Below are 19,032 nucleotides of genomic sequence, written 5' to 3' on the forward strand. Positions count from 1 at the left end.
CGGCCTCTCGCCTCGGCGCGGTCGCGGGCGGATCAGTCGCTCCGACGCAGCAGCTGCCAGTGAAGGCCGGACAGACCCAGGGCGCGGCGTTCCGCCACCACGGCATAGGAGTGGCCGCACGCGCGCACGTGCGCCGGGAAGGGGTGATCGCCGTCCCGGTCGACCAGCACGAACGGCGCGGCCGGGCAGGGCGGGACCTGCACCTTCAGCGGATAGCCGCGCGCGGCCGCTGCCGCGTCGAGCACCGCCGTCTCGCGATCGCGGTGCACCACGACGGTCGTCCCCTTGGGCGCAAGCGCGGCCATGGCGGCGATCGCCTGCCTGGGATCGCCACGCTGGTCCGCGATCAGCAGCCGGTCGGTCGCCAGCATCGCCATCGCCCCGGCAACCAGCGCCACGCCCACCGCCGCCCGTGCCCGGGCGCCGCGCTTGGCAAGCTGCGCCAGCCACTCGCCCAGCCACAGCAGCAGCCCGACGCTGCCGACCAGATAGTAGCGCGGCATCATGCTGTTGGGCAGCGCCAGCAGCGCCAGCACCAGCGGAAAGGCGATCGCGCTCCACAGCGCCAGGTCGCGCAGCCGGCTCCGCGGTGCGAGCAACAGCATCAGGGGAACGACCGCGCCCACCAGCGGCGGCAGCCCCAGCGTATAGTGCAGCAGCTGCGACAGCGCATGCGCCCAGCCGGCCCAGCTGTGCGGCTGCACTCCGCCCACGGCAAAGCCGGTCGCGCTCCTGTGCGCGGCAAGCCACATCAGCGCGACGATCCCCGCCATCGTCAGCAGGGCAGGACCGAAGAGGCGCAGCATCTCGCGCGCCACGGTGCCCGGGCCCACGACGCGCCGCCGCTCGATCACCGCCCAGCCGAGCAGCGCCGCCAGTCCGAAGACGATCGTCGCCTGAGCGAGCAGCCCCAGGCCCAGCGCGATCGCGAGGCTCGCTGCCTTCGGCGGCCGTTCGGGGGCGGCGAGCCAGCGGTCGACCAGCAGCACCGCCGTCGCGAACGCCAGCAGCATCGGCGCATAGCCTCGGGCTTCCGAACCGTAGCAGACCAGCGCGGGCGACAGCGCGAACAGCCCGGCCGTGATCGCGCCCCCCATGGGACTGCGCCGCCAGCCGATCGCCGCCGCCACGCCGATGGTGAGCGTGCCCGACGCGATCGCTAGCCCGCGCTGGAGGAGCGGCGGTGCATCGAACCCCACCACTTGCATCCACAGCGTGTTGAGGTGGTGGTTGTTGTCATGGTTGATCAGCCAGAGGATGCCGAGCGGCGTTCCCGCGTCGCGGGCGAACACCGCCGACCAGGCCTCGTCCAGCCACAGTGCGCCGGTGCCCGCGGCGATGCGCAGCGCGAGCCCTGCGGCGATCGCTGCCGCGGCGGCCGCAAGCGCCCAGCGCTCGTCCCGCTTCCACACCCCCATTGGTACCCCCCGAGATCAGGCTAGCGGGCAGGGGTCAGCGCGCATAGGCGTCGATCAGCGATCCTACGTAATCGGGGCTCTTCCCGCTCAGCTCCGCCACCGGCTTGTCCCCATAGATGAAGCCGTGCGCGGGATAGATGCTGCCCCCCAGTCCCTCGCTGTCGCGGTACCAGACCTTTACCTGCGTCCAGTCGTTGCCGGGGGAGACGTCGAACAGCGTCACGTCCTGCTCCACCTGTCCGCGCGTGCCGCCGATCCGCGACCAGTTTGCGTGGGTCACCATCAGCACGCGCTTGTCGACGATGCGGCTGACCACCGCGACATGGCCGAGCCGCAGCCGCTCGGACTTCGCCATCGCCAGTACCGCGCCGACCTTGGGTACGTGGCCGCGCTCGTACTTGCCCTTCGCCTGGTCCCACCAGGTCCAGGCATCGCCGTAGATCTGCACGCCCGACGCGCTGCGGGCAAAGGGCACGCACTCGCCCGTATAGTCGAGCAGGGTTCGCGCGCCGGCGGGCAGCGTCGCGGTGACAGCAAGGGAGAGGCAGAGCGCGCCCCTGAGCATCGAAGCGAACATAGGGCGGTGGTAGCCCGGCTTCCTAACCTGTCGGTTAACGCGGGCGCAGGGAAGATCGCAAAAGCACGGGCGCTCAGCCGGCGCGGGCTTCCGATCGTGCCTCCATCAGGTCCCAGAGCCCGCGGTGCTGGGCGAGCAGCTGCTCCATCCCGAACAGCATCGCCCGCTCGGTCGCCCGGTTGGCAGCGAGCATGGCGACCAAGTCGGCAGTCGCGGCCGAGTCGGGCAGGGTGAGCGGCACCGGGTCCGCCCCCTGTCGGATCGCCGCCGCATCGAGGCCGGTGCGGATCGCCGGCCAATCGAGCACCAGCGCGATCGCAGCGCCCAGCGCACAGCCACGACGTTCGGACTGCGAAAGCATGTCGATCGCGTGGCGCTGGGCCGCAATCGCGGCTTCGGTATTGGCCTGTCCCGGCGTGCTCGGCATCGGCCCCGCCCCGGCGGCAAGCGCCACCAGGTGGCCGCGCTCCTGGGCGAAGCCCGCCGCCGCCTCGATCAGCCAGTCGCGCGCAAAGTCGAAGTCACTATGGACCGCCGCATGTTCGATGACGCCGGGCTGCCGGCCGTGAAGGATGCAGAGGTGATGGGCGGCATCAGCGACGTCGCGTGGGTCGCACGCGTCGCGGGCGAGCGCCGCAAGCTGCGGCTGCCCGGCACTGCCGTCGCGCTTCGCCAGCGACGACACCATGGACCATGCGTCCGGCGCCGTCGCGCTGATCACCCCACCCACGGACCGGCCTCCTCCGTCGCCTCCATGCCCCGGGGCCGCCATGACACCCGCTGGTGCCCGGACGCGTAGCAGAAGGGCGTAAACAGACCGTGCACGTGGCGCCGGGGAACCACAAAAGAAAGACCCCGAAAAGCGCTGCTTTCCGGGGCTTTCTGGTGCTTACTGGTCGAGGAAGCTGCGCATCTTGCGAGACCGGCTCGGATGCTTGAGCTTCCGGAGCGCCTTTGCCTCGATCTGGCGGATGCGTTCGCGGGTGACCGAGAACTGCTGCCCGACCTCTTCCAGCGTGTGATCGGTGTTCATGCCGATGCCGAAGCGCATGCGCAGCACGCGCTCCTCACGCGGGGTGAGCGAGGCGAGGACGCGGGTGACCGTTTCCTTCAGGTTCGCCTGGATCGCGGCGTCCACCGGGATGATCGCGTTCTTGTCCTCGATGAAGTCGCCCAGGTGGCTGTCTTCCTCGTCGCCGATCGGCGTTTCGAGGGAGATCGGCTCCTTGGCGATCTTCATCACCTTGCGCACCTTCTCCAGCGGCATGGAGAGGCGCTCGGCCATCTCCTCCGGCGTCGGTTCGCGGCCCTGCTCGTGCAGGAACTGGCGGGAGGTCCGCACCAGCTTGTTGATCGTCTCGATCATGTGGACCGGGATGCGGATGGTCCGCGCCTGGTCGGCGATCGAGCGGGTGATCGCCTGGCGGATCCACCACGTCGCATAGGTCGAGAACTTGTAGCCGCGGCGATACTCGAACTTGTCCACCGCCTTCATCAGGCCGATGTTGCCTTCCTGGATGAGGTCCAGGAACTGCAGGCCGCGGTTCGTGTACTTCTTGGCGATCGAGATCACGAGGCGCAGGTTCGCCTCGACCATCTCCTTCTTGGCGATGCGCGCCTCGCGCTCCGCCTTCTGCACCATGTTCACGATGCGGCGGAACTCGGTGAGCGCCATGCCCGTCTGCTGCGAGATCTCGGCGACCTCGCTGCGGATGCGATCGACGGCGGCGGCTTCGTTCTCGGCGAACGCCTTCCACTTCTTGTCGAGCGTCGCGACCGAGGTCAGCCACTGTTCGTCCATCTCGTGGTCGACATACTGCTCCAGGAACGACTTGCGCGGCACCTTGTGGCGCTCGGCAAGGCGCAGCATCTGGCCGCCCAGCGTCGTCAGGCGCCGGTTGAACGCATAGAGCTGGTCAACGAGATACTCGATCTTCGCCTGGTGGAACTGGACGCTCTCGACCTCCGCGGTCAGGTCCTCGCGCAGCTTCTGGTAGGTCGCCTCGTCGGCGGCCGACAGCTCGCCGCCCGACGACATGGCGTCCAGCCGGCGCGCCTGCATGCGCGAGAACTGCTCGTAGATCGCGGTGATGTTGGCGAACTTCTCCAGCGCCTGCGGCTTGAGCGTCTCCTCCATCTGCGCGAGGCTCAGGGTGTTGTCCTCCTCCTCGTCGTCGGAGTTGCGCGGGCCGCGGCGCTCGCCATCCTCGTCCTCCGAAGATTCCTCTTCCGGCTCTTCCTCTTCCTTGAAGGTCGGGCCGGTGCTCTTCTCGCTGATCTCGTCGCCTTCGTCGTCTTCGGCGGCTTCGACCTGCTCGGCGGACGGACCCTTCGACAGCATCGCGTCGAGATCCAGGATCTCGCGCAGCTGCATCGTGCCTTCGTTCAGCGCCTCGGACCAGCCGATGATCGCGTTGAAGGTGATCGGGCTTTCGCACAGCCCCAGGATCATCGTGTCCCGGCCGGCCTCGATGCGCTTGGCGATCGCGATCTCGCCCTCGCGGCTGAGCAGCTCGACGGCGCCCATCTCGCGCAGGTACATGCGGACGGGATCGTCGGTGCGATCGACCGTCTCCTTCTTCTTCGCCGCCTCGAACGCAGGCGCGGAATCGTCCTGCTGGTCGCCCGAATCCTCGTCGCCGTCGTCGGCGGCCTGCTCGGTCTCGCCTTCCTCGCCGGCCTCCTCGTTTTCGACGACGTTCACGCCCATTTCATTGAGCGCGGCCATGATGTCCTCGATCTGCTCCGAGGACATTTGGTCCTGCGGCAGCATCTCGTTGAGCTGATCGACCGTGATGTAGCCGCGCTTCTTTGCGCGCGCGATCAGCTTCTTGATCGATCCCTCGTTCAGATCGATCAGCGGCGCGTCGCCCGTCTCCATCGTGTCGTCGCCGCCACCGTTCGCCTTCGCCATCAATTGCCCTCGAAAAACCCGGACTGAAATCCGGCCTGATTCTAATCGTCTTCGTCTGCCAGCACCAGATTTGCAAGACGCGCCTTGAGCGCTTCCTGTTCCTGCACCAGCGCCACCTGACGCTCGAATGCGGTCTCATCGAGCCCGGCCTGCAACGCTGCCGTCGCCTCCGCCAATGCCGCATCCACCGCGGGACGCGTCACCAGAACGGCGATCGCCTCGTCCAGGTCCGCCACCGCGCGCGCTTCGTCGTCCCCGTCATGACGAGTGAACGAAAAGGGCAAGGTATCCGCCCTCAGCAGTTCGTTTGCGATGTCGTTGAAACCAGACTTCGCCAATATGGTACGAACTCCGCCGCTATCAAGTTGCCGGTCGGCAAGTGCCACATCGACGACCGCTTCGAATAACCGCCCGAGCGCGCCGTCGGCCAGGCGAAGCGACCCCAGCACCTCCAGGTGCCGGGCGATCTGCGCGGGGTGTCGGATCAGCCCGGCGACCACGGCCTTGGCGAGCACCGGGTCGATCCCCTGCGCGATCTGGCGCGCGGTGTCGGAGGGCGGGGGCTCGGGCGGACGCCAGCCGCCGCGCTGGCCCGGCCGGTTGCCGCCGCGCTGCTGTCCCCCGTTGCCGCGTTGCCACGAACCACCGCCGCCGCCCTGCCACTGCCGGGTCCGCTCGGGCGGCGCGAACGCCGCGTCGCAGCGGTTGCGGAACTCCGACAGATACTCGTCGCGCACCATCGGGTCGCCGATCGTGCGGGCAAGCTCGCCCAGCCGGCGCTTCAGGCCCGCGCGGTTCTCCGGCGTCGTGAGCGGTTCTGCGGCAAGCTCCTGCTTCCACAGCCGCTCGACGAGCGGCTCGGGCTCGCGCAGCAGCGCTTCGAACGCGCCCGGTCCTTTGCTGCGGACCAGGTCGTCGGGATCCTGTCCCTGCGGCAGCGTCACGAAGGAGAGGCTGCGGCCCGGCCCCAGCAGCGGCAGCGCGCGATGCGCCGCGCGGATCGCCGCCTTCTGCCCCGCGGCATCGCCGTCGAAGCACAGGATCGGCACGTCCGCCATCCGCCACAGCCGTTCCAGCTGGCTCTCCGTCATCGCGGTGCCGAGCGGCGCCACTGCCTCCCCGAACCCAGCCTGGGCGAGGGCGATCACGTCCATATAGCCCTCGACCGCGATCACCCGGCCGGCCTTGCGGGCGGCGGCCTGCGCGCGGTCGAGGTTGAAGAGCGTACGCCCCTTGTCGAACAGCGGCGTCTCGGGGGAATTGAGGTACTTCGGCTCGCCGTCGCCGATCACGCGTCCGCCGAACGCGATCACGCGCCCGCGCACGTCGCGGATCGGGATCATCAGCCGGCCGCGGAAGCGATCATAGGGCGCCTTGTCCTCGACCTGGATCAGCAGCCCGGCCTCGACCAGCATCGGGTCGCCATAGCTGCCGAGCGCCTCCTTGAGCTTACCCCGAGAGTCGGGCGAGTAGCCCAGCCCGAAGCTGCGCGCCGTGCTCGCCGAAATGCCCCGCCGCTCCAGCGCCGCCCGCGCCTCGGCACCGGCGAGCCCGTGCAACTGCTCGGTGAACCAGCGCGCGGCCTCCTCCATCGCATCGTGGAGGCCCTTGGCACGCTCGGCCCGTTCCGCGGAGCGCCGGTCCTGCGCCGGCACTTCCAGACCAACGGCTTGCGCCAGTTCCTTAACGGCGTCGATGAAAGGCAGCCCGCGCTGGTCGGTCATCCAGCGGATGGCATCGCCATGCGCCGAACAGCCGAAGCAGTGATAGAAGCCCTTGTCGTCGTTGACGTAGAAGCTGGGTGTCTTCTCGTTGTGGAACGGGCAGCAGGCGCGCCACTCCCGCCCCGCACGCTGGAGCTTCACGGTCTTGCCGATCAGCGCCGACAGCATTGTGCGGGCGCGCAGCTCGTCGAGGAACTGGGGGGAGAGGCTCATGGGTACGCGCCGCCGGCGCCCCCGCCGCCAGGCAGGGGCGCGCTCGGGCTCAGCCTGCCAGCGCCGCCTTCACCGCGCCCGACGCCTTGCTCATGTCGAGATTGGCGGCGTGACGCGCCTTCAGCTCGGCCATGACGCGGCCCATGTCCTTCATGCCCGTGGCGCCGAGCTCCGCCTTGATCGCCTCGATCGCCGCGGCGGTCTCGGCCTCGTCCATCTGGGCGGGGAGGAAGCGTTCGATCACCTCGACCTCGGCGGCTTCGTTCGCGGCGAGCTCCGGGCGGTTGCCCTGCTCGTACATGGCGATCGATTCGCGGCGCTGCTTCACCATCTTCTGCAACACCTCGACCACCAGCGCGTCGTCGTCGGCGGGGGCGCCGCCGGTCCGCACCTCGATGTCGCGGTTCTTGATCGCGGACTGGATCAGGCGGATCGTGGCGGTCGTCTGCTTGTCGCCGCCCTTCATGGCGGAAACCAGCGCAGCCTTGATGGTGTCGCGAATCATCGGTTCTCTCGGTTCGTCGGAAAGCCGGGGAGGGTAGCCGGAACTCGCCTTCTTTAACAGATTGACGTGGGGGCCAGTGGGCCTTAGCCGGCAGCGCTTAGCGACATCGCCAGCACAACCTTTTTCAGGAGGATCGCCCGAGTGGCCGACGCCAAACCCATGCCCGCGCCCGAAGGAGCCACCGGCGTACTCGTTCTGGCGTCGGGGGACGTGTTGTGGGGCCGCGGCTTCGGTGCCGAGGGCGACGCCGTCGGTGAAGTCTGCTTCCACACCGCGATGACCGGGTACCAGGAGATCATGACCGATCCGTCCTTCGCCGGGCAGATCATCACCTTCACCTTCCCGCACATCGGCAACGTCGGCGCCAACCCCGACGACATCGAGGCGAACGACCCCCACGCGCTCGGCATGATCGTGCGCGAGGATCCGACCGCACCCAGCAACTTCCGCTCGTCCGAGCCGCTGATCGCCTGGATGCGCAAGCACGGCCGCATCGGCCTGGCCGGCATCGACACGCGCGCGCTCACCCGCCGCATCCGCGTCGGCGGCGCCCCCAACGGCGTCATCGCCCATTCGCCCACCGGCGAGTTCGACATCGACGCGCTGCTTGAAAAGGCGCGCAGCTGGCCGGGGCTGGAGGGCATGGACCTCGCCAAGGACGTCAGCTGCGAGACGCATTACGGCTGGCAGGGCGGCATCTGGCGCCTGGGCGCCGGCTACGACACCAGCGAGAACCCGGCCGACGAGGCGCAGGCGCAGGCGGCACAGTCCAGCGCTGCCCCCCACGTCGTCGCGATCGACTATGGCTCGAAGCGCAACATCTTCCGCAACCTGGTCCAGGCCGGCGCGCGCGTCTCCGTGCTGCCCGCCACCGCCACCTTCGAAGAGGTGATGGCGCAGAACCCGGATGGCATCTTCCTGTCGAATGGCCCGGGCGACCCGGCCGCGACCGGCGAGTACGCCGTGCCGGTGATCCGCCAGCTACTCGACACCGGCAAGCCGCTGTTCGGCATCTGCCTGGGCCATCAGCTGCTCGGCCTGGCGGTGGGCGCCACCACGACCAAGATGTTCCAGGGCCACCGCGGCGCCAACCACCCGGTCAAGCGGCTGGAGGACGGCGCGGTCGAGATCACCTCGATGAACCACGGCTTCGCCGTCGAGCGCGACAGCCTGCCCGCCAACGTCCGCGAGACCCACGTCTCGCTGTTCGACGGCAGCAACGCCGGCCTGGAGCTCACCGACAAGCCCGCCTTCAGCGTCCAGTACCACCCCGAAGCCAGCCCGGGCCCGCAGGACAGCTTTTATCTGTTCGAGCGGTTCGTGGGCATGCTGCGCACGAAAGCGGAGATCGCCTGATGGCAACCGTTCGGCACTTTGACCTTGGTGAGCTTTCGACAGTTCGTCCGCATGAGGAAGTGCCGGCAACGGTTCGTCTAATCGAATGCAACGGCGAGAAGCTCATTCAGATCGACACCTACGGTCGAGCGGATCGTGAGAACCCCAACAAGCTTTCGCAGACGCTGCGCCTCGACGAGGCTGCATTCCGAAAGCTCGTCGAACTCGGGACTAAGCACTTCTAATGCCAAAACGCACCGACATCTCCTCCATCCTCGTCATCGGCGCGGGGCCGATCGTCATCGGCCAGGCCTGTGAGTTCGACTATTCGGGCGTGCAGGCGATCAAGGCGCTGAAGGAAGAGGGCTTCCGCATCGTCCTGGTCAATTCGAACCCGGCGACGATCATGACCGATCCCGAGCTGGCCGACGCGACCTATGTCGAGCCGATCACCCCGGCCGTGGTCGCCAAGATCATCGAGAAGGAGCGCCCCGATGCGGTGCTGCCGACGATGGGCGGTCAGACCGCGCTCAACACCGCGCTCGCGCTGTTCCGCGACGGCACGCTCGACAAGTTCGGCGTGAAGATGATCGGCGCCGATGCCGACGCGATCGACAAGGCCGAGGACCGGCTGAAGTTCCGCGACGCGATGGACAAGATCGGCCTCGAAAGCGCGCGCTCGGCGATCGCGCATACCGAGGCGGAGGCGTTGGAGGGTCTGGACAAGGTCGGCCTGCCCGCGATCATCCGTCCCAGCTTCACGCTCGGCGGCACCGGCGGCGGCGTCGCCTACAACAAGGACGAGTTCCTCAAGATCGTCCGCGCCGGCCTCGACGCCTCGCCCACCACCGAGGTGCTGATCGAGGAGTCGCTGCTCGGCTGGAAGGAGTATGAGATGGAGGTGGTCCGTGACCGTGCGGACAACTGCATCATCGTCTGCTCGATCGAGAACATCGATCCGATGGGCGTCCACACCGGCGACTCCATCACGGTCGCCCCGGCGCTGACGCTGACCGACAAGGAATACCAGATCATGCGCAATGCATCGATCGCGGTACTCCGGGAAATCGGCGTCGAAACAGGCGGTTCCAACGTCCAGTTCGCAGTCAACCCGAAGGACGGTCGCCTGATCGTCATCGAAATGAACCCGCGCGTGTCGCGCTCCTCGGCGCTCGCGTCCAAGGCGACCGGCTTCCCGATCGCCAAGGTCGCGGCCAAGCTCGCGGTCGGCTACACGCTGGACGAGATCACCAACGACATCACCGGCGCGACGCCGGCGTCGTTCGAGCCGACCATCGACTATGTGGTCACCAAGATCCCGCGCTTCGCGTTCGAGAAGTTCAAGGGCTCGGAGGCCGTGCTCTCCACCGCGATGAAGTCGGTGGGTGAGGTGATGGCGATCGGCCGCAACATCCACGAGAGCCTGCAAAAGGCGCTGCGTGGCCTCGAAACCGGTCTGTGCGGCTTCAACGAGGTCGAGCGGCTGGTCGGCGCCCGCCGCGACCTGATCGAGGCGGCGCTCGCCGTCGCCACGCCGGACCGGCTGCTGGTCGCGGCGCAGGCGCTGCGCGAAGGCTTCACCGTCGCCGAGGTCCATGCGATCGCCAAGTACGACCCCTGGTTCCTGGAGCGCATCGCCGAGATCATCGCTGCCGAGGACGAGGTGAAGCGCAACGGCCTGCCGATCGACACGGCCGGCATGCGCCGCCTCAAGGCGATGGGCTTCTCCGACAAGCGCCTGGCCAAGCTCGCGCTGGACTCGGTCCACCTGCGCGGCATGCAGCGCGGCATCGCGCAAGGGTCGGGACTGATCCACGAGGTGGTGAAGGCGATGTCGGGCGGCGTGACCGAGGCGGAGGTGCGCGAGCATCGCCTGAAACTGGGCGTCCGCCCGGTCTTTAAGCGCATCGACACCTGCGCCGCCGAGTTCGAGGCGAAGACCCCGTACATGTACTCGACCTATGAGGCGCCGAGCTTCGGTGAGCCCGAGGACGAGAGCCAGCCGTCGGAGCGCACCAAGGTCGTGATCCTGGGCGGCGGTCCCAACCGCATCGGCCAGGGTATCGAATTCGATTATTGCTGCTGCCACGCCTGCTTCGCGCTGTCGGACGCGGGCTATGAGACGATCATGGTCAACTGCAACCCGGAGACGGTGAGCACCGACTATGACACCTCCGACCGCCTCTATTTCGAGCCGCTGACGGCCGAGGACGTGCTGGAGATCCTGCACGTCGAGCAGCAGAAGGGCACCTTGCTGGGCGTCATCGTCCAGTTCGGCGGCCAGACCCCGCTCAACCTCGCCAAGGCGCTGGAGGACGCGGGCATCCCGATCCTGGGCACCAGCCCGGATGCGATCGACCTGGCCGAGGACCGCGAGCGCTTCGCCGCGCTCGTCTCCAAGCTCGGCCTGCTCCAGCCGGCGAACGGCATCGCCCGCAGCCGCGACGAGGCCGTCGCGGTGGCCGAGCGCATCGGCTACCCGGTGCTGATGCGCCCCAGCTATGTGCTCGGCGGCCGCGCGATGGAGATCGTCGATAGCCAGCGCCAGCTCGACGATTATATCCAGACGGCCGTGCAGGTCTCCGGCGACAGCCCCGTGCTGATCGACCAGTATCTGCGCGACGCGATCGAGGTCGACGTCGACGCGATCAGCGACGGTGTCGACGTGACGGTCGCAGGCGTGCTCCAGCACATCGAGGAAGCCGGCGTCCATTCCGGCGACAGCGCATGCTCGATCCCGCCCTACAGCCTGTCGGCCGAACTCATCGCCGAGATCGAGCGTCAGACGGTGGCGCTCGCCAAGGCGCTCTCGGTCAAGGGGCTGATGAACATCCAGTTCGCGGTCAAGGACGGGCAGGTCTACCTCATCGAGGTGAACCCGCGCGCCTCGCGCACCGTGCCGTTCGTGGCCAAGGCGATCGGCGTTCCGGTCGCCAAGATCGCCAGCCGGGTGATGGCGGGCGAGAAGCTGGCCGACCTGCCGCCGATCGACCGCAACATCGATCACATCGCCGTCAAGGAAGCCGTGTTCCCCTGGGGCCGCTTCCCGGGTGTCGATCCGGTGCTCAGCCCGGAGATGAAGTCCACCGGCGAAGTCATGGGAATCGATAGCGATTTCGCGACCGCCTTCGCCAAGTCGCAGCTTGGCGCCGGCATCACCCTGCCGACCGGGGGCACGGTGTTCGTGTCGGTCAAGGATAGCGACAAGGCGGTGATCCTGCCGGGCGCGCGGCTGCTGGTGGAGCTGGGCTTCGCCATTGTCGCCACCGCCGGCACCGCCGACTATCTGGCCGAACACGGCGTGCCGGTCGAGCGCGTCAACAAGGTGGCACAGGGCCGGCCGCACATCGTCGATCGCATCCTCGACGGCGACATCGCGCTGATCTTCAACACCACCGAAGGCTGGCAGTCGCTGCGGGACTCCGAGTCCATCCGCGCGTCTGCGGTCGCGCAGAAGGTGCCGTACTTCACCACGGCATCGGCGAGCGTGGCCACGGCGCAGGCGATCGAGGCCCTCTCGCGGCGCTCCCTTGAAGTGCGTCCGCTACAGGCCTATTATTCGCGGCCGCACAACTGATCCCCAGAACAAGACGATAGGTGCGGGCGGGCCATCCGGGTCCGCTCGCGCCAGGGGACGTGAACGAAGGACCGCAACGATGGCGACCGTCGAAAAGATGCCGATGCTCCAGGAGGGCTATGAAAAGCTCATCCAGGACCTGAAGCGTCTCAAAGAAGAACGGCCGCAGATCGTGGACGCGATCGAGGAAGCGCGCGCGCACGGCGATCTTTCGGAAAACGCCGAATACCACGCTGCCAAGGAGCGCCAGGGCCAGGTCGAGGCATCGATCTCCGACATCGAGGACAAGCTCAGCCGCGCGCAGGTGATCGACCCGCGCGACCTGTCGGGCGACAAGATCGTGTTCGGCGCCACCGTCACGCTGCTCGACGACGATGACAAGCCGGTGAAGTACCAGATCGTCGGCCAGACCGAGGCGGACGCCAAGACCGGCCGCATCTCGTACAACTCGCCGCTCGGCCGCGCGCTCATCGGCCGCAAGGTCGACGACGAGGTCGAGGTCTCGGTTCCCGCCGGCGACCGCTATTACGTGGTGTCCAAGATCGAGTTCATCTGATCGACCGGCCCGGCGCGCGGGGACGTTCGCCGGGCTCGTGCGTTCCGCCGGGGCAACCAGGAAGGAAACGCATGGGACTGCTCGTCGACGGAGTTTGGCAGGATCGCTGGTACGACACCAGCAAGACGGGCGGGCGCTTCGAACGCTCCAAGAGCCAGTTCCGCAACTGGGTGACGCCGGACGGTGCCGCCGGTCCGACGGGCGAGGGCGGCTTTGCCGCGGAGCCAGACCGCTACCACCTCTATGTCAGCCTCGCCTGTCCCTGGGCGCACCGCACGCTGATCGCGCGCCGGCTGAAGGGGCTGGAAGACCTCGTCTCCGTCTCGGTCGTGCACTGGCTGATGCAGGAAAACGGCTGGACCTTCGCCGCCGGCCCCTGCGTCACCGGTGATCCGCTCCACGGCGCCGACTATCTGCACCAGGTCTATACCGCCGCCGACCCGCACTACAGCGGACGCGTCACCGTGCCGGTCCTGTGGGACAAACAGCGCGCCACCATCGTCAGCAACGAATCCGCCGACATCCTGCGCATGTTCGGCAGCGCCTTCGACGGCGTCGGCGCGCGCAAGGGTGACTTCTACCCCGAACCGCTACGGGCGCAGATCGACGCGCTCAACGAGCGCATCTACCACGACGTGAACAACGGCGTGTACCGCGCCGGCTTCGCCACCACCCAGGACGCCTATGAGGAAGCCGTCGTCCCGCTGTTCGCAGCCCTCGACGCACTGGAGGCGCGGCTGGGGCAGGGGCGCTACCTGTTCGGCGACACGCTGACGGAGGCCGACATCCGCCTCTTCACCACCCTCATTCGTTTCGATCCGGTTTACCACGGCCACTTCAAGTGCAACCTGCGGCGGATCGCCGACTATCCCGCGCTCTCCCGCTTCGTGCGCGACCTCTACCACCTGCCGGGCGTGGCGGAGACGACCAACTTCGATCACATCAAGCGGCACTATTACCAGAGCCATACCACCATCAACCCGACCGGCATCGTCCCCGTCGGGCCGGACATGGCGCTGGAGCTCGGCGCATGAGCGACCGCAGCCTGATCGCCGCGCACCCGGCGCACCGCGACGACATCGCTGATCTCGTCACCCGCCGTCCGCTGCCCGGACCCAGCCTGCCGCAGGTCGATCCCTTCCTCTTCCTCAACCATCACGGTCCGCAGACCTATGCGCCCGGCAACCACGGCCTGCCGTTCGGCCCGCACCCGCATCGCGGGTTCGAGACGGTGACCTTCATCCTGGAGGGAAGCCTCGCCCACCACGACACCGGCGGCCACGCCTATGTGGTGGATGCCGGCGGCGTGCAGTGGATGACGGCCGGCTCTGGCCTGATCCACGCTGAACTCTCCCCGCCCGCATTCAAGCGCACCGGCGGCCCGATGGAGATCCTGCAGCTCTGGGTGAACCTGCCCGGCCGCCTCAAGATGACCGAGCCGCGCTACACCGGCGTGCAGGCGGATGCGATCCCGGTGTTGCCGCTCGGGAGCGGCAGCGAACTGCGGCTCATCTCCGGCAGCTTCGCCGATACGCAGGGCTCCGTGGACTCGCTCACCGGCGTCTTCATGTCGGTCGTATCGCTCGCACCCGGAGCCGACGTCCGCCTGCCGGCACCCGCCGACCGCAGCGTCTTCCTCTACGCCGTGCGCGGAAACGTTGCCGTCGCGGGCAAGCCGCTCCCGCAATGGCATCTCGCCGAACTCGCCTACGACGGGGACACGCTCGCGCTCGCAAGCGAGGCCGGGGCGCTGCTTCTTTTCGGCCACGCCGACCCGATCGGCGAGCCGGTCGTCGCCCACGGCCCGTTCGTGATGAACACGCGCGAGGAGATCGTGCAGGCGATCCAGGATTACCAGGCCGGTTGCTTCGGCGATCCCGCCGGCCTTCGCATCTGACAGGGGAGACAAGCATGCGCGTCGCGGTGTTCAGTACCAAGGGCTATGACCGCCGGTTCCTGGAGGCTGCCAATGCGCGGTTCGGTCACGCGCTGAGCTTCTTCGAGGCGCGGCTGGACGAGCAGACGGCAGTGCTTGCAGAGGGCCACGACGCGGTCTGCGTCTTCGTCAACGATCGGGTCGACCGGCCCGTGCTGGAGGCGCTGGCGAACACGGGCATCCGCACCATCGCGCTGCGGTGCGCCGGCTTCAACAATGTCGATCTGCGCGCAGCCGACGCGCTGGACATCACGGTCGTGCGCGTGCCCGCCTATTCGCCGCATGCGGTGTCGGAGTTCACCGTCGCGCTGCTGATGGCGCTCGATCGCAAGATCCACCGCGCCTGGGCCCGCGTGCGGGAGAATAACTTCGCGCTCGACGGGCTGATCGGCCGCAACGTCCACGGCCGCACGGTGGGCGTCATCGGCACCGGTCGCATCGGCGGGTATGTCGCGCGCGCCTTTCGCCTCGGCTTCGGTTGCGAGGTGCTGGCAAGCGACGTCACGCCCGATCCCGAACTGGAGGCGATCGGCGTGCGCTATGTCGAGCCGGCCGACTTGCTGCGCCAGGTCGACATCGTCAGCCTTCATTGTCCGCTGACGCCCGAGACGCGCCACATCGTCGACGCCGCTGCCATCGCGGCCGCGCGCCCCGGCCTGATCGTCGTGAACACCAGCCGCGGCGGCCTGATCGACACCTCTGCGCTGATCGAGGGCCTCAAGTCCCGCAAGATCGGCGGCGTCGCGCTGGACGTCTATGAGCAGGAGGCGGACCTGTTCTTCGAGGATCTGTCCGACGAGATCATCCAGGACGACGTCTTCCAGCGCCTGCTGACCTTTCCGAACGTCCTCGTCACCGGCCACCAGGCGTTTCTGACCAACGAGGCGCTCGAAGCCATCGCCGCCACCACCCTCGACAGTCTCGCCCGCGCCGAAGCCGGTGCGCCCCTCCCGCTACGCGTCAGCGCAGAGATGGTGCACGCCTAGCCAGGCCATACCACCGGCGGCTGCGGGAGTGGCTACACGGTCCAGGAGCGGCGTTTCCGTGTTCCTGGAACCGTGGCACCGCCGACCGGGGCAGCCGGGCCTTTAGTCCGCGTCGTCTTCCCCACGCTTGCGCGCACACGCCGCGTGGCACCCGCCGGGGCATTGCTTGTCCGGCCCTTGCCGATCCTCCCCGATGGGGATCGACACGCGCCCGCCGTGGCACGTCGCCACCACCAGCACCCGGCTCGGCAGCGCACCCGCGGGCACTGCCAGCATCAGCGCGCTCGCCCCGGAAAGGGCCGCACAGGCGAGACGCGTGAAGGGCGGGGCGCTGGTCAGCATCGCGCTACCTTCATGCGCCGTGGCCTCCCTGTCCACGTTGACCGCGCGCAAACACGGCTTTGGGCTGGATCAAAGCTGGCGGGCGGGGCCGCTCCTATCCCGCCCTCACCCAATTTGAAGGAGACGGGGGATGAACAAGACGATGAAGGGCGCGATCCTCGCCGCTCTTGCAGCCGGTGTGGCGGCAACGCCTGCGGCAGCCCAGGATACCGGCCGCGTCGGAGTCGCGGCAGGCGATGTCCTGGTCCGCCTGCGCGGCATCGTCGTGGCGCCCAACGAAGAGTCGGGCAGCGTGCTCCCGGCGTTCCCGGGTGAAAAGGTCAGCGTCAACAACAGCTTCATGCCCGAAGTTGACGTCACCTATATGGCGACCGACAACATCGGCTTCGAACTGATCGCCTCCACCACCAAGCACAAGGCGTCGGGCCAGACCGGCACCACCGGCTCGCTCGGCAAGCTCGCCAGCACCTGGGTGCTCCCGCCGACGCTGACGGCCCAGTACCACCTCAACCCGACCGGCACCGTGCGCCCCTATGTCGGCGCCGGCGTCAACTACACGATCTTCTGGAACGAGAAGGCGTCGGGCTCGCTCGAGGACGCGGTCGGCGAGACCCGGGTCAAGATGGACGACAGCTTCGGCTGGGCCGCCCAGGCCGGCGTCGACATCGATCTCACGCCCAAGGTCTTCCTGAACCTGGACGTGAAGTACATCGACATCGACACCACCGCCAAGCTCTACACCACCGCGGCCGGTCGCCAGACCGTCAAGCTCAGCCTCGATCCGCTGGTGTTCGGCATCGGCATCGGCACCCGCTTCTAAGGCTCTCAGCCCAGAGCGAGGGGACCCTGTTCCTCCACCTCAACTGACTGCCCGCGCAGGACGGAGAGGCGGAGGGGCAGGGTTTTTGCGTGTGCGACGACGCTGGAGTGGAAGACGAACCCCCGGCGCAAGCGGCAGCAGGGCGTCAGGAAAGCGCCAGCCAACCCGCCGCGCCGCCAAAGCCCACGAGCGCGAGCGGCAGCCAACGCCCCTTCAGCCACCAACTGACCAGCGCCGCAACCACGAAGATCGCCACCACCGGCAGCAGCCGCGGCGCTCGCTCCAGCGTGCTGGCGCCGAGTTCCAGGAAGGTCGCCGCGATGATGCCGACCACCATCGCCGCCACCCCGTCGAGCACGCGGTGCAGGGTCGGGTTGTCGACCAGCGCCTCCAGCCGCTCGAAGAAGAGCAGCGAGAAGGCAAAGGCCGGCAGGAACATCCCCGCCGTGATCGCCAGCGCGCCCGCCAGTCCCCCGGCGAGATAGCCGGCAAAGGTCGCAAAGATCACCAATGGCGCCGGCAACAGTCCTGCGAGCGCCACCCCGTCGAGGAAGGCGCCGTCCGCCAGCCAGCCCCGGCCGACCGTATCCTCGCGCACATAGGGGATGGCGGTATAGGCGCCCCCGAAGGTGAGAAGCCCGCCCTTGAGCCCCGCCACGAACAGGGCGAGAACCCCGGCTGGGGCCGCCGCGTGCGCGACCACGGCGTCCGGCGCCCCGCGGGCCTGGATCCCGATCCAGGCCGCGACCGCCACCAGCAGCACCGAGCCGAGGATCGCCACCGGCCGCCTGAGAAACGCATGGGCAGCCCCCGCCGCCGCCAGCAGGATCCAGAAGGGGATGCCCGCCAGCGTGCCGAGGAGGCCGAGGATCGCCAGCCCCACCAGGGTCCGGTCGACCAGGATATGGCTGCCGATCCGGTGCACGGCCCGCAGGATGATCGCCAGCACCGCTGCCTGCACGCCCAGCAGCACGCCCGCGAGCTGCGCATTGCCCGCAATGAAGGCGGCATAGGCCCAGGCGCACAGCAGCATCAGGAGGAAGCCCGGCATCATGAAGCCCAGGCCCGCCAGCACTCCGCCGATGCGCCCGCGCGCGACCATGCCCATGTGCACGCACAACTCGTGCGCTTCCGGCCCGGGCAGCACCTGCATCACCGCCAGCAGGCGATTGAACCGGCTGCCGGGGATCCAGCCTTCCTCCTCCACCAGCGCCTGCCGGATCATCGCGATCTGCGCGACGGGCCCGCCAAAGGCCAGCATGCCGAAGCGCAGGAACTTGGCGAACAACCGGGGAAGGCTGATGGCGGAAGGGTGGGGCGAATGGGCGTGCATCATATCGGCTCCTGGTCGCGCGGGCGCGAATCCGGGAGCGGACTTGGACGACAACCGTCTGAACGGGCGTCCGCGGTAAAAGCCCGTGCGGCCATCTACGCACGATCACGGCCCGGACACAACGTCCGCGGTGAGCGATGAACGCCCTCGCGGCCGATCCGCGATGCTGCCACCTGTTCAGCGGGATTGTTCCGTTTCCAACCCCAGCCGGCAAGTCCGCGAACTATCGCTTCACGGAAGCAGGTTGGATCAGATCCCATCGGTTGCCGTAAAGGTCTTCGAAGACGGCGACGATGCCATATGGCTCGTGGCGAGCCGCCTCGACGAAACGCACGCCCCGCCGTGTGTAGGTGAGGTGATCCCGGGCGAAGTCATCGGTCTCCAGAAACAGGAACACCCGCCCACCGCTCTGATTGCCGATCGCTTGCCGTTGCCGGTCGCCTATTGCGCGCGCCAGCAGCAGTCCGCCCTGCGCACCGCGCGGCGCGACCACGACCCACCGCTTTCCGTCTGCCAGCTCGGAATCCTCACGCAGCTCGAAGCCAAGCTTCCCGACGAAGAAGGACAGGGCAGTGTCATATTCGTCGACGAGAAGGGTGGTCAGACTCAAGCGCTGCGGCATCCGGTGAAGCTGCCCGAATCTGCGCAATGCGCCAAGGCACGCTGCCCGTTTGAGATCGTCGCGGGAAGGGCAGCGGCGCCGCGCGATGCCTGCTATGACGGTCTTCCTCGTCAAGGGAGGCTGCCCGCTGATCACCCAGTCGCGGGCCGGAAGGTCACGCCCCGAAGCGTTCGC

Annotated in this window: 17 protein-coding genes; 8 read left to right on the forward strand and 9 right to left on the reverse strand. The window is 68.2% G+C overall.

Annotated elements, in window-relative coordinates; translation table 11 throughout:
* Positions 1 to 32 precede the first annotated feature (32 nt).
* The 6 genes from VPH46_RS00615 to VPH46_RS00640 all read right to left on the reverse strand — a co-directional run bounded on the left by VPH46_RS00615 (position 33) and on the right by VPH46_RS00640 (position 7,351).
* The gene (locus VPH46_RS00615; protein WP_416607935.1) at positions 33 to 1,418 is read right to left on the reverse strand and encodes a hypothetical protein; all 1,386 of its coding nucleotides are present in this window, start codon (positions 1,416 to 1,418) and stop codon (positions 33 to 35) included.
* 34 nt (positions 1,419 to 1,452) lie between these two features.
* Entirely contained in the window at positions 1,453 to 1,995 is a 543-nt protein-coding gene (locus tag VPH46_RS00620; protein WP_416607938.1) for a CHAP domain-containing protein, read from the reverse strand.
* Positions 1,996 to 2,068: 73 nt separating this feature from the next.
* A complete protein-coding gene (locus tag VPH46_RS00625; RefSeq protein ID WP_416607941.1) occupies positions 2,069 to 2,725 on the reverse strand; it encodes a DUF6975 family protein in 657 nt (218 codons plus the stop codon).
* Between the two features lie 159 nt (positions 2,726 to 2,884).
* Positions 2,885 to 4,909 (reverse strand): RNA polymerase sigma factor RpoD, encoded by a 2,025-nt coding sequence (gene rpoD, locus VPH46_RS00630; protein ID WP_416607944.1) that lies wholly within the window; start codon positions 4,907 to 4,909, stop codon positions 2,885 to 2,887.
* A 41-nt stretch (positions 4,910 to 4,950) separates the two neighbouring features.
* On the reverse strand, positions 4,951 to 6,846 hold the full coding sequence (gene dnaG, locus VPH46_RS00635) for a DNA primase (protein WP_416607947.1): 1,896 nt from the start codon (positions 6,844 to 6,846) through the stop codon (positions 4,951 to 4,953).
* Positions 6,847 to 6,895: 49 nt separating this feature from the next.
* Positions 6,896 to 7,351 carry a GatB/YqeY domain-containing protein gene (locus VPH46_RS00640; protein WP_416607950.1) on the reverse strand — a complete coding sequence of 152 codons (456 nt, stop codon included), beginning with the start codon at positions 7,349 to 7,351 and terminating at the stop codon, positions 6,896 to 6,898.
* A gap of 141 nt (positions 7,352 to 7,492) precedes the next feature.
* Between VPH46_RS00640 and carA the strand changes: the two genes are divergently transcribed.
* The 7 genes from carA to VPH46_RS00675 all read left to right on the forward strand — a co-directional run bounded on the left by carA (position 7,493) and on the right by VPH46_RS00675 (position 15,741).
* On the forward strand, positions 7,493 to 8,707 hold the full coding sequence (gene carA / locus VPH46_RS00645) for a glutamine-hydrolyzing carbamoyl-phosphate synthase small subunit (RefSeq protein ID WP_416607953.1): 1,215 nt from the start codon (positions 7,493 to 7,495) through the stop codon (positions 8,705 to 8,707).
* Positions 8,707 to 8,931: a hypothetical protein gene (locus VPH46_RS00650; RefSeq protein ID WP_416607955.1), complete on the forward strand. Its 225-nt coding sequence runs from the start codon at positions 8,707 to 8,709 to the stop codon at positions 8,929 to 8,931. Before carA ends, VPH46_RS00650 begins: the two co-directional genes overlap by 1 nt.
* Positions 8,931 to 12,263 (forward strand): carbamoyl-phosphate synthase large subunit, encoded by a 3,333-nt coding sequence (gene carB, locus VPH46_RS00655; protein WP_416607958.1) that lies wholly within the window; start codon positions 8,931 to 8,933, stop codon positions 12,261 to 12,263. The genes VPH46_RS00650 and carB overlap by 1 nt, the downstream gene beginning before the upstream one ends.
* A 79-nt stretch (positions 12,264 to 12,342) precedes the next feature.
* Positions 12,343 to 12,819: a transcription elongation factor GreA gene (gene greA / locus VPH46_RS00660; RefSeq protein WP_125960018.1), complete on the forward strand. Its 477-nt coding sequence runs from the start codon at positions 12,343 to 12,345 to the stop codon at positions 12,817 to 12,819.
* A gap of 71 nt (positions 12,820 to 12,890) precedes the next feature.
* Positions 12,891 to 13,853 carry a glutathione S-transferase family protein gene (locus VPH46_RS00665; RefSeq protein ID WP_416607961.1) on the forward strand — a complete coding sequence of 321 codons (963 nt, stop codon included), beginning with the start codon at positions 12,891 to 12,893 and terminating at the stop codon, positions 13,851 to 13,853.
* Positions 13,850 to 14,716, forward strand: coding sequence for a pirin family protein (locus VPH46_RS00670; protein ID WP_416607964.1), 867 nt, complete (start codon positions 13,850 to 13,852; stop codon positions 14,714 to 14,716). The genes VPH46_RS00665 and VPH46_RS00670 overlap by 4 nt, the downstream gene beginning before the upstream one ends.
* A gap of 14 nt (positions 14,717 to 14,730) precedes the next feature.
* On the forward strand, positions 14,731 to 15,741 hold the full coding sequence (locus VPH46_RS00675) for a 2-hydroxyacid dehydrogenase (protein WP_416607967.1): 1,011 nt from the start codon (positions 14,731 to 14,733) through the stop codon (positions 15,739 to 15,741).
* A gap of 102 nt (positions 15,742 to 15,843) precedes the next feature.
* On the opposite strand, the gene VPH46_RS00680 is transcribed toward VPH46_RS00675, so the two are convergent.
* Positions 15,844 to 16,083: a hypothetical protein gene (locus VPH46_RS00680; RefSeq protein WP_416607970.1), complete on the reverse strand. Its 240-nt coding sequence runs from the start codon at positions 16,081 to 16,083 to the stop codon at positions 15,844 to 15,846.
* Between the two features lie 130 nt (positions 16,084 to 16,213).
* Between VPH46_RS00680 and VPH46_RS00685 the strand changes: the two genes are divergently transcribed.
* Positions 16,214 to 16,903, forward strand: coding sequence for an OmpW/AlkL family protein (locus VPH46_RS00685; RefSeq protein ID WP_416607973.1), 690 nt, complete (start codon positions 16,214 to 16,216; stop codon positions 16,901 to 16,903).
* 145 nt (positions 16,904 to 17,048) lie between these two features.
* Here VPH46_RS00685 and chrA read toward each other — a convergent pair whose 3' ends face one another.
* Together chrA and VPH46_RS00695 are read right to left on the reverse strand one after the other, a co-directional pair.
* Positions 17,049 to 18,239, reverse strand: a complete 1,191-nt coding sequence (gene chrA / locus VPH46_RS00690; protein WP_416607976.1) for a chromate efflux transporter — start codon at positions 18,237 to 18,239, stop codon at positions 17,049 to 17,051.
* A 220-nt stretch (positions 18,240 to 18,459) separates the two neighbouring features.
* On the reverse strand, positions 18,460 to 18,858 hold the full coding sequence (locus VPH46_RS00695) for a VOC family protein (RefSeq protein WP_416607978.1): 399 nt from the start codon (positions 18,856 to 18,858) through the stop codon (positions 18,460 to 18,462).
* Positions 18,859 to 19,032: the final 174 nt, after the last annotated feature.

The organism is Sphingomonas sp. MJ1 (PH-R8), from assembly GCF_048058635.1.
In the GTDB taxonomy this organism is placed as follows: domain Bacteria; phylum Pseudomonadota; class Alphaproteobacteria; order Sphingomonadales; family Sphingomonadaceae; genus Sphingomonas.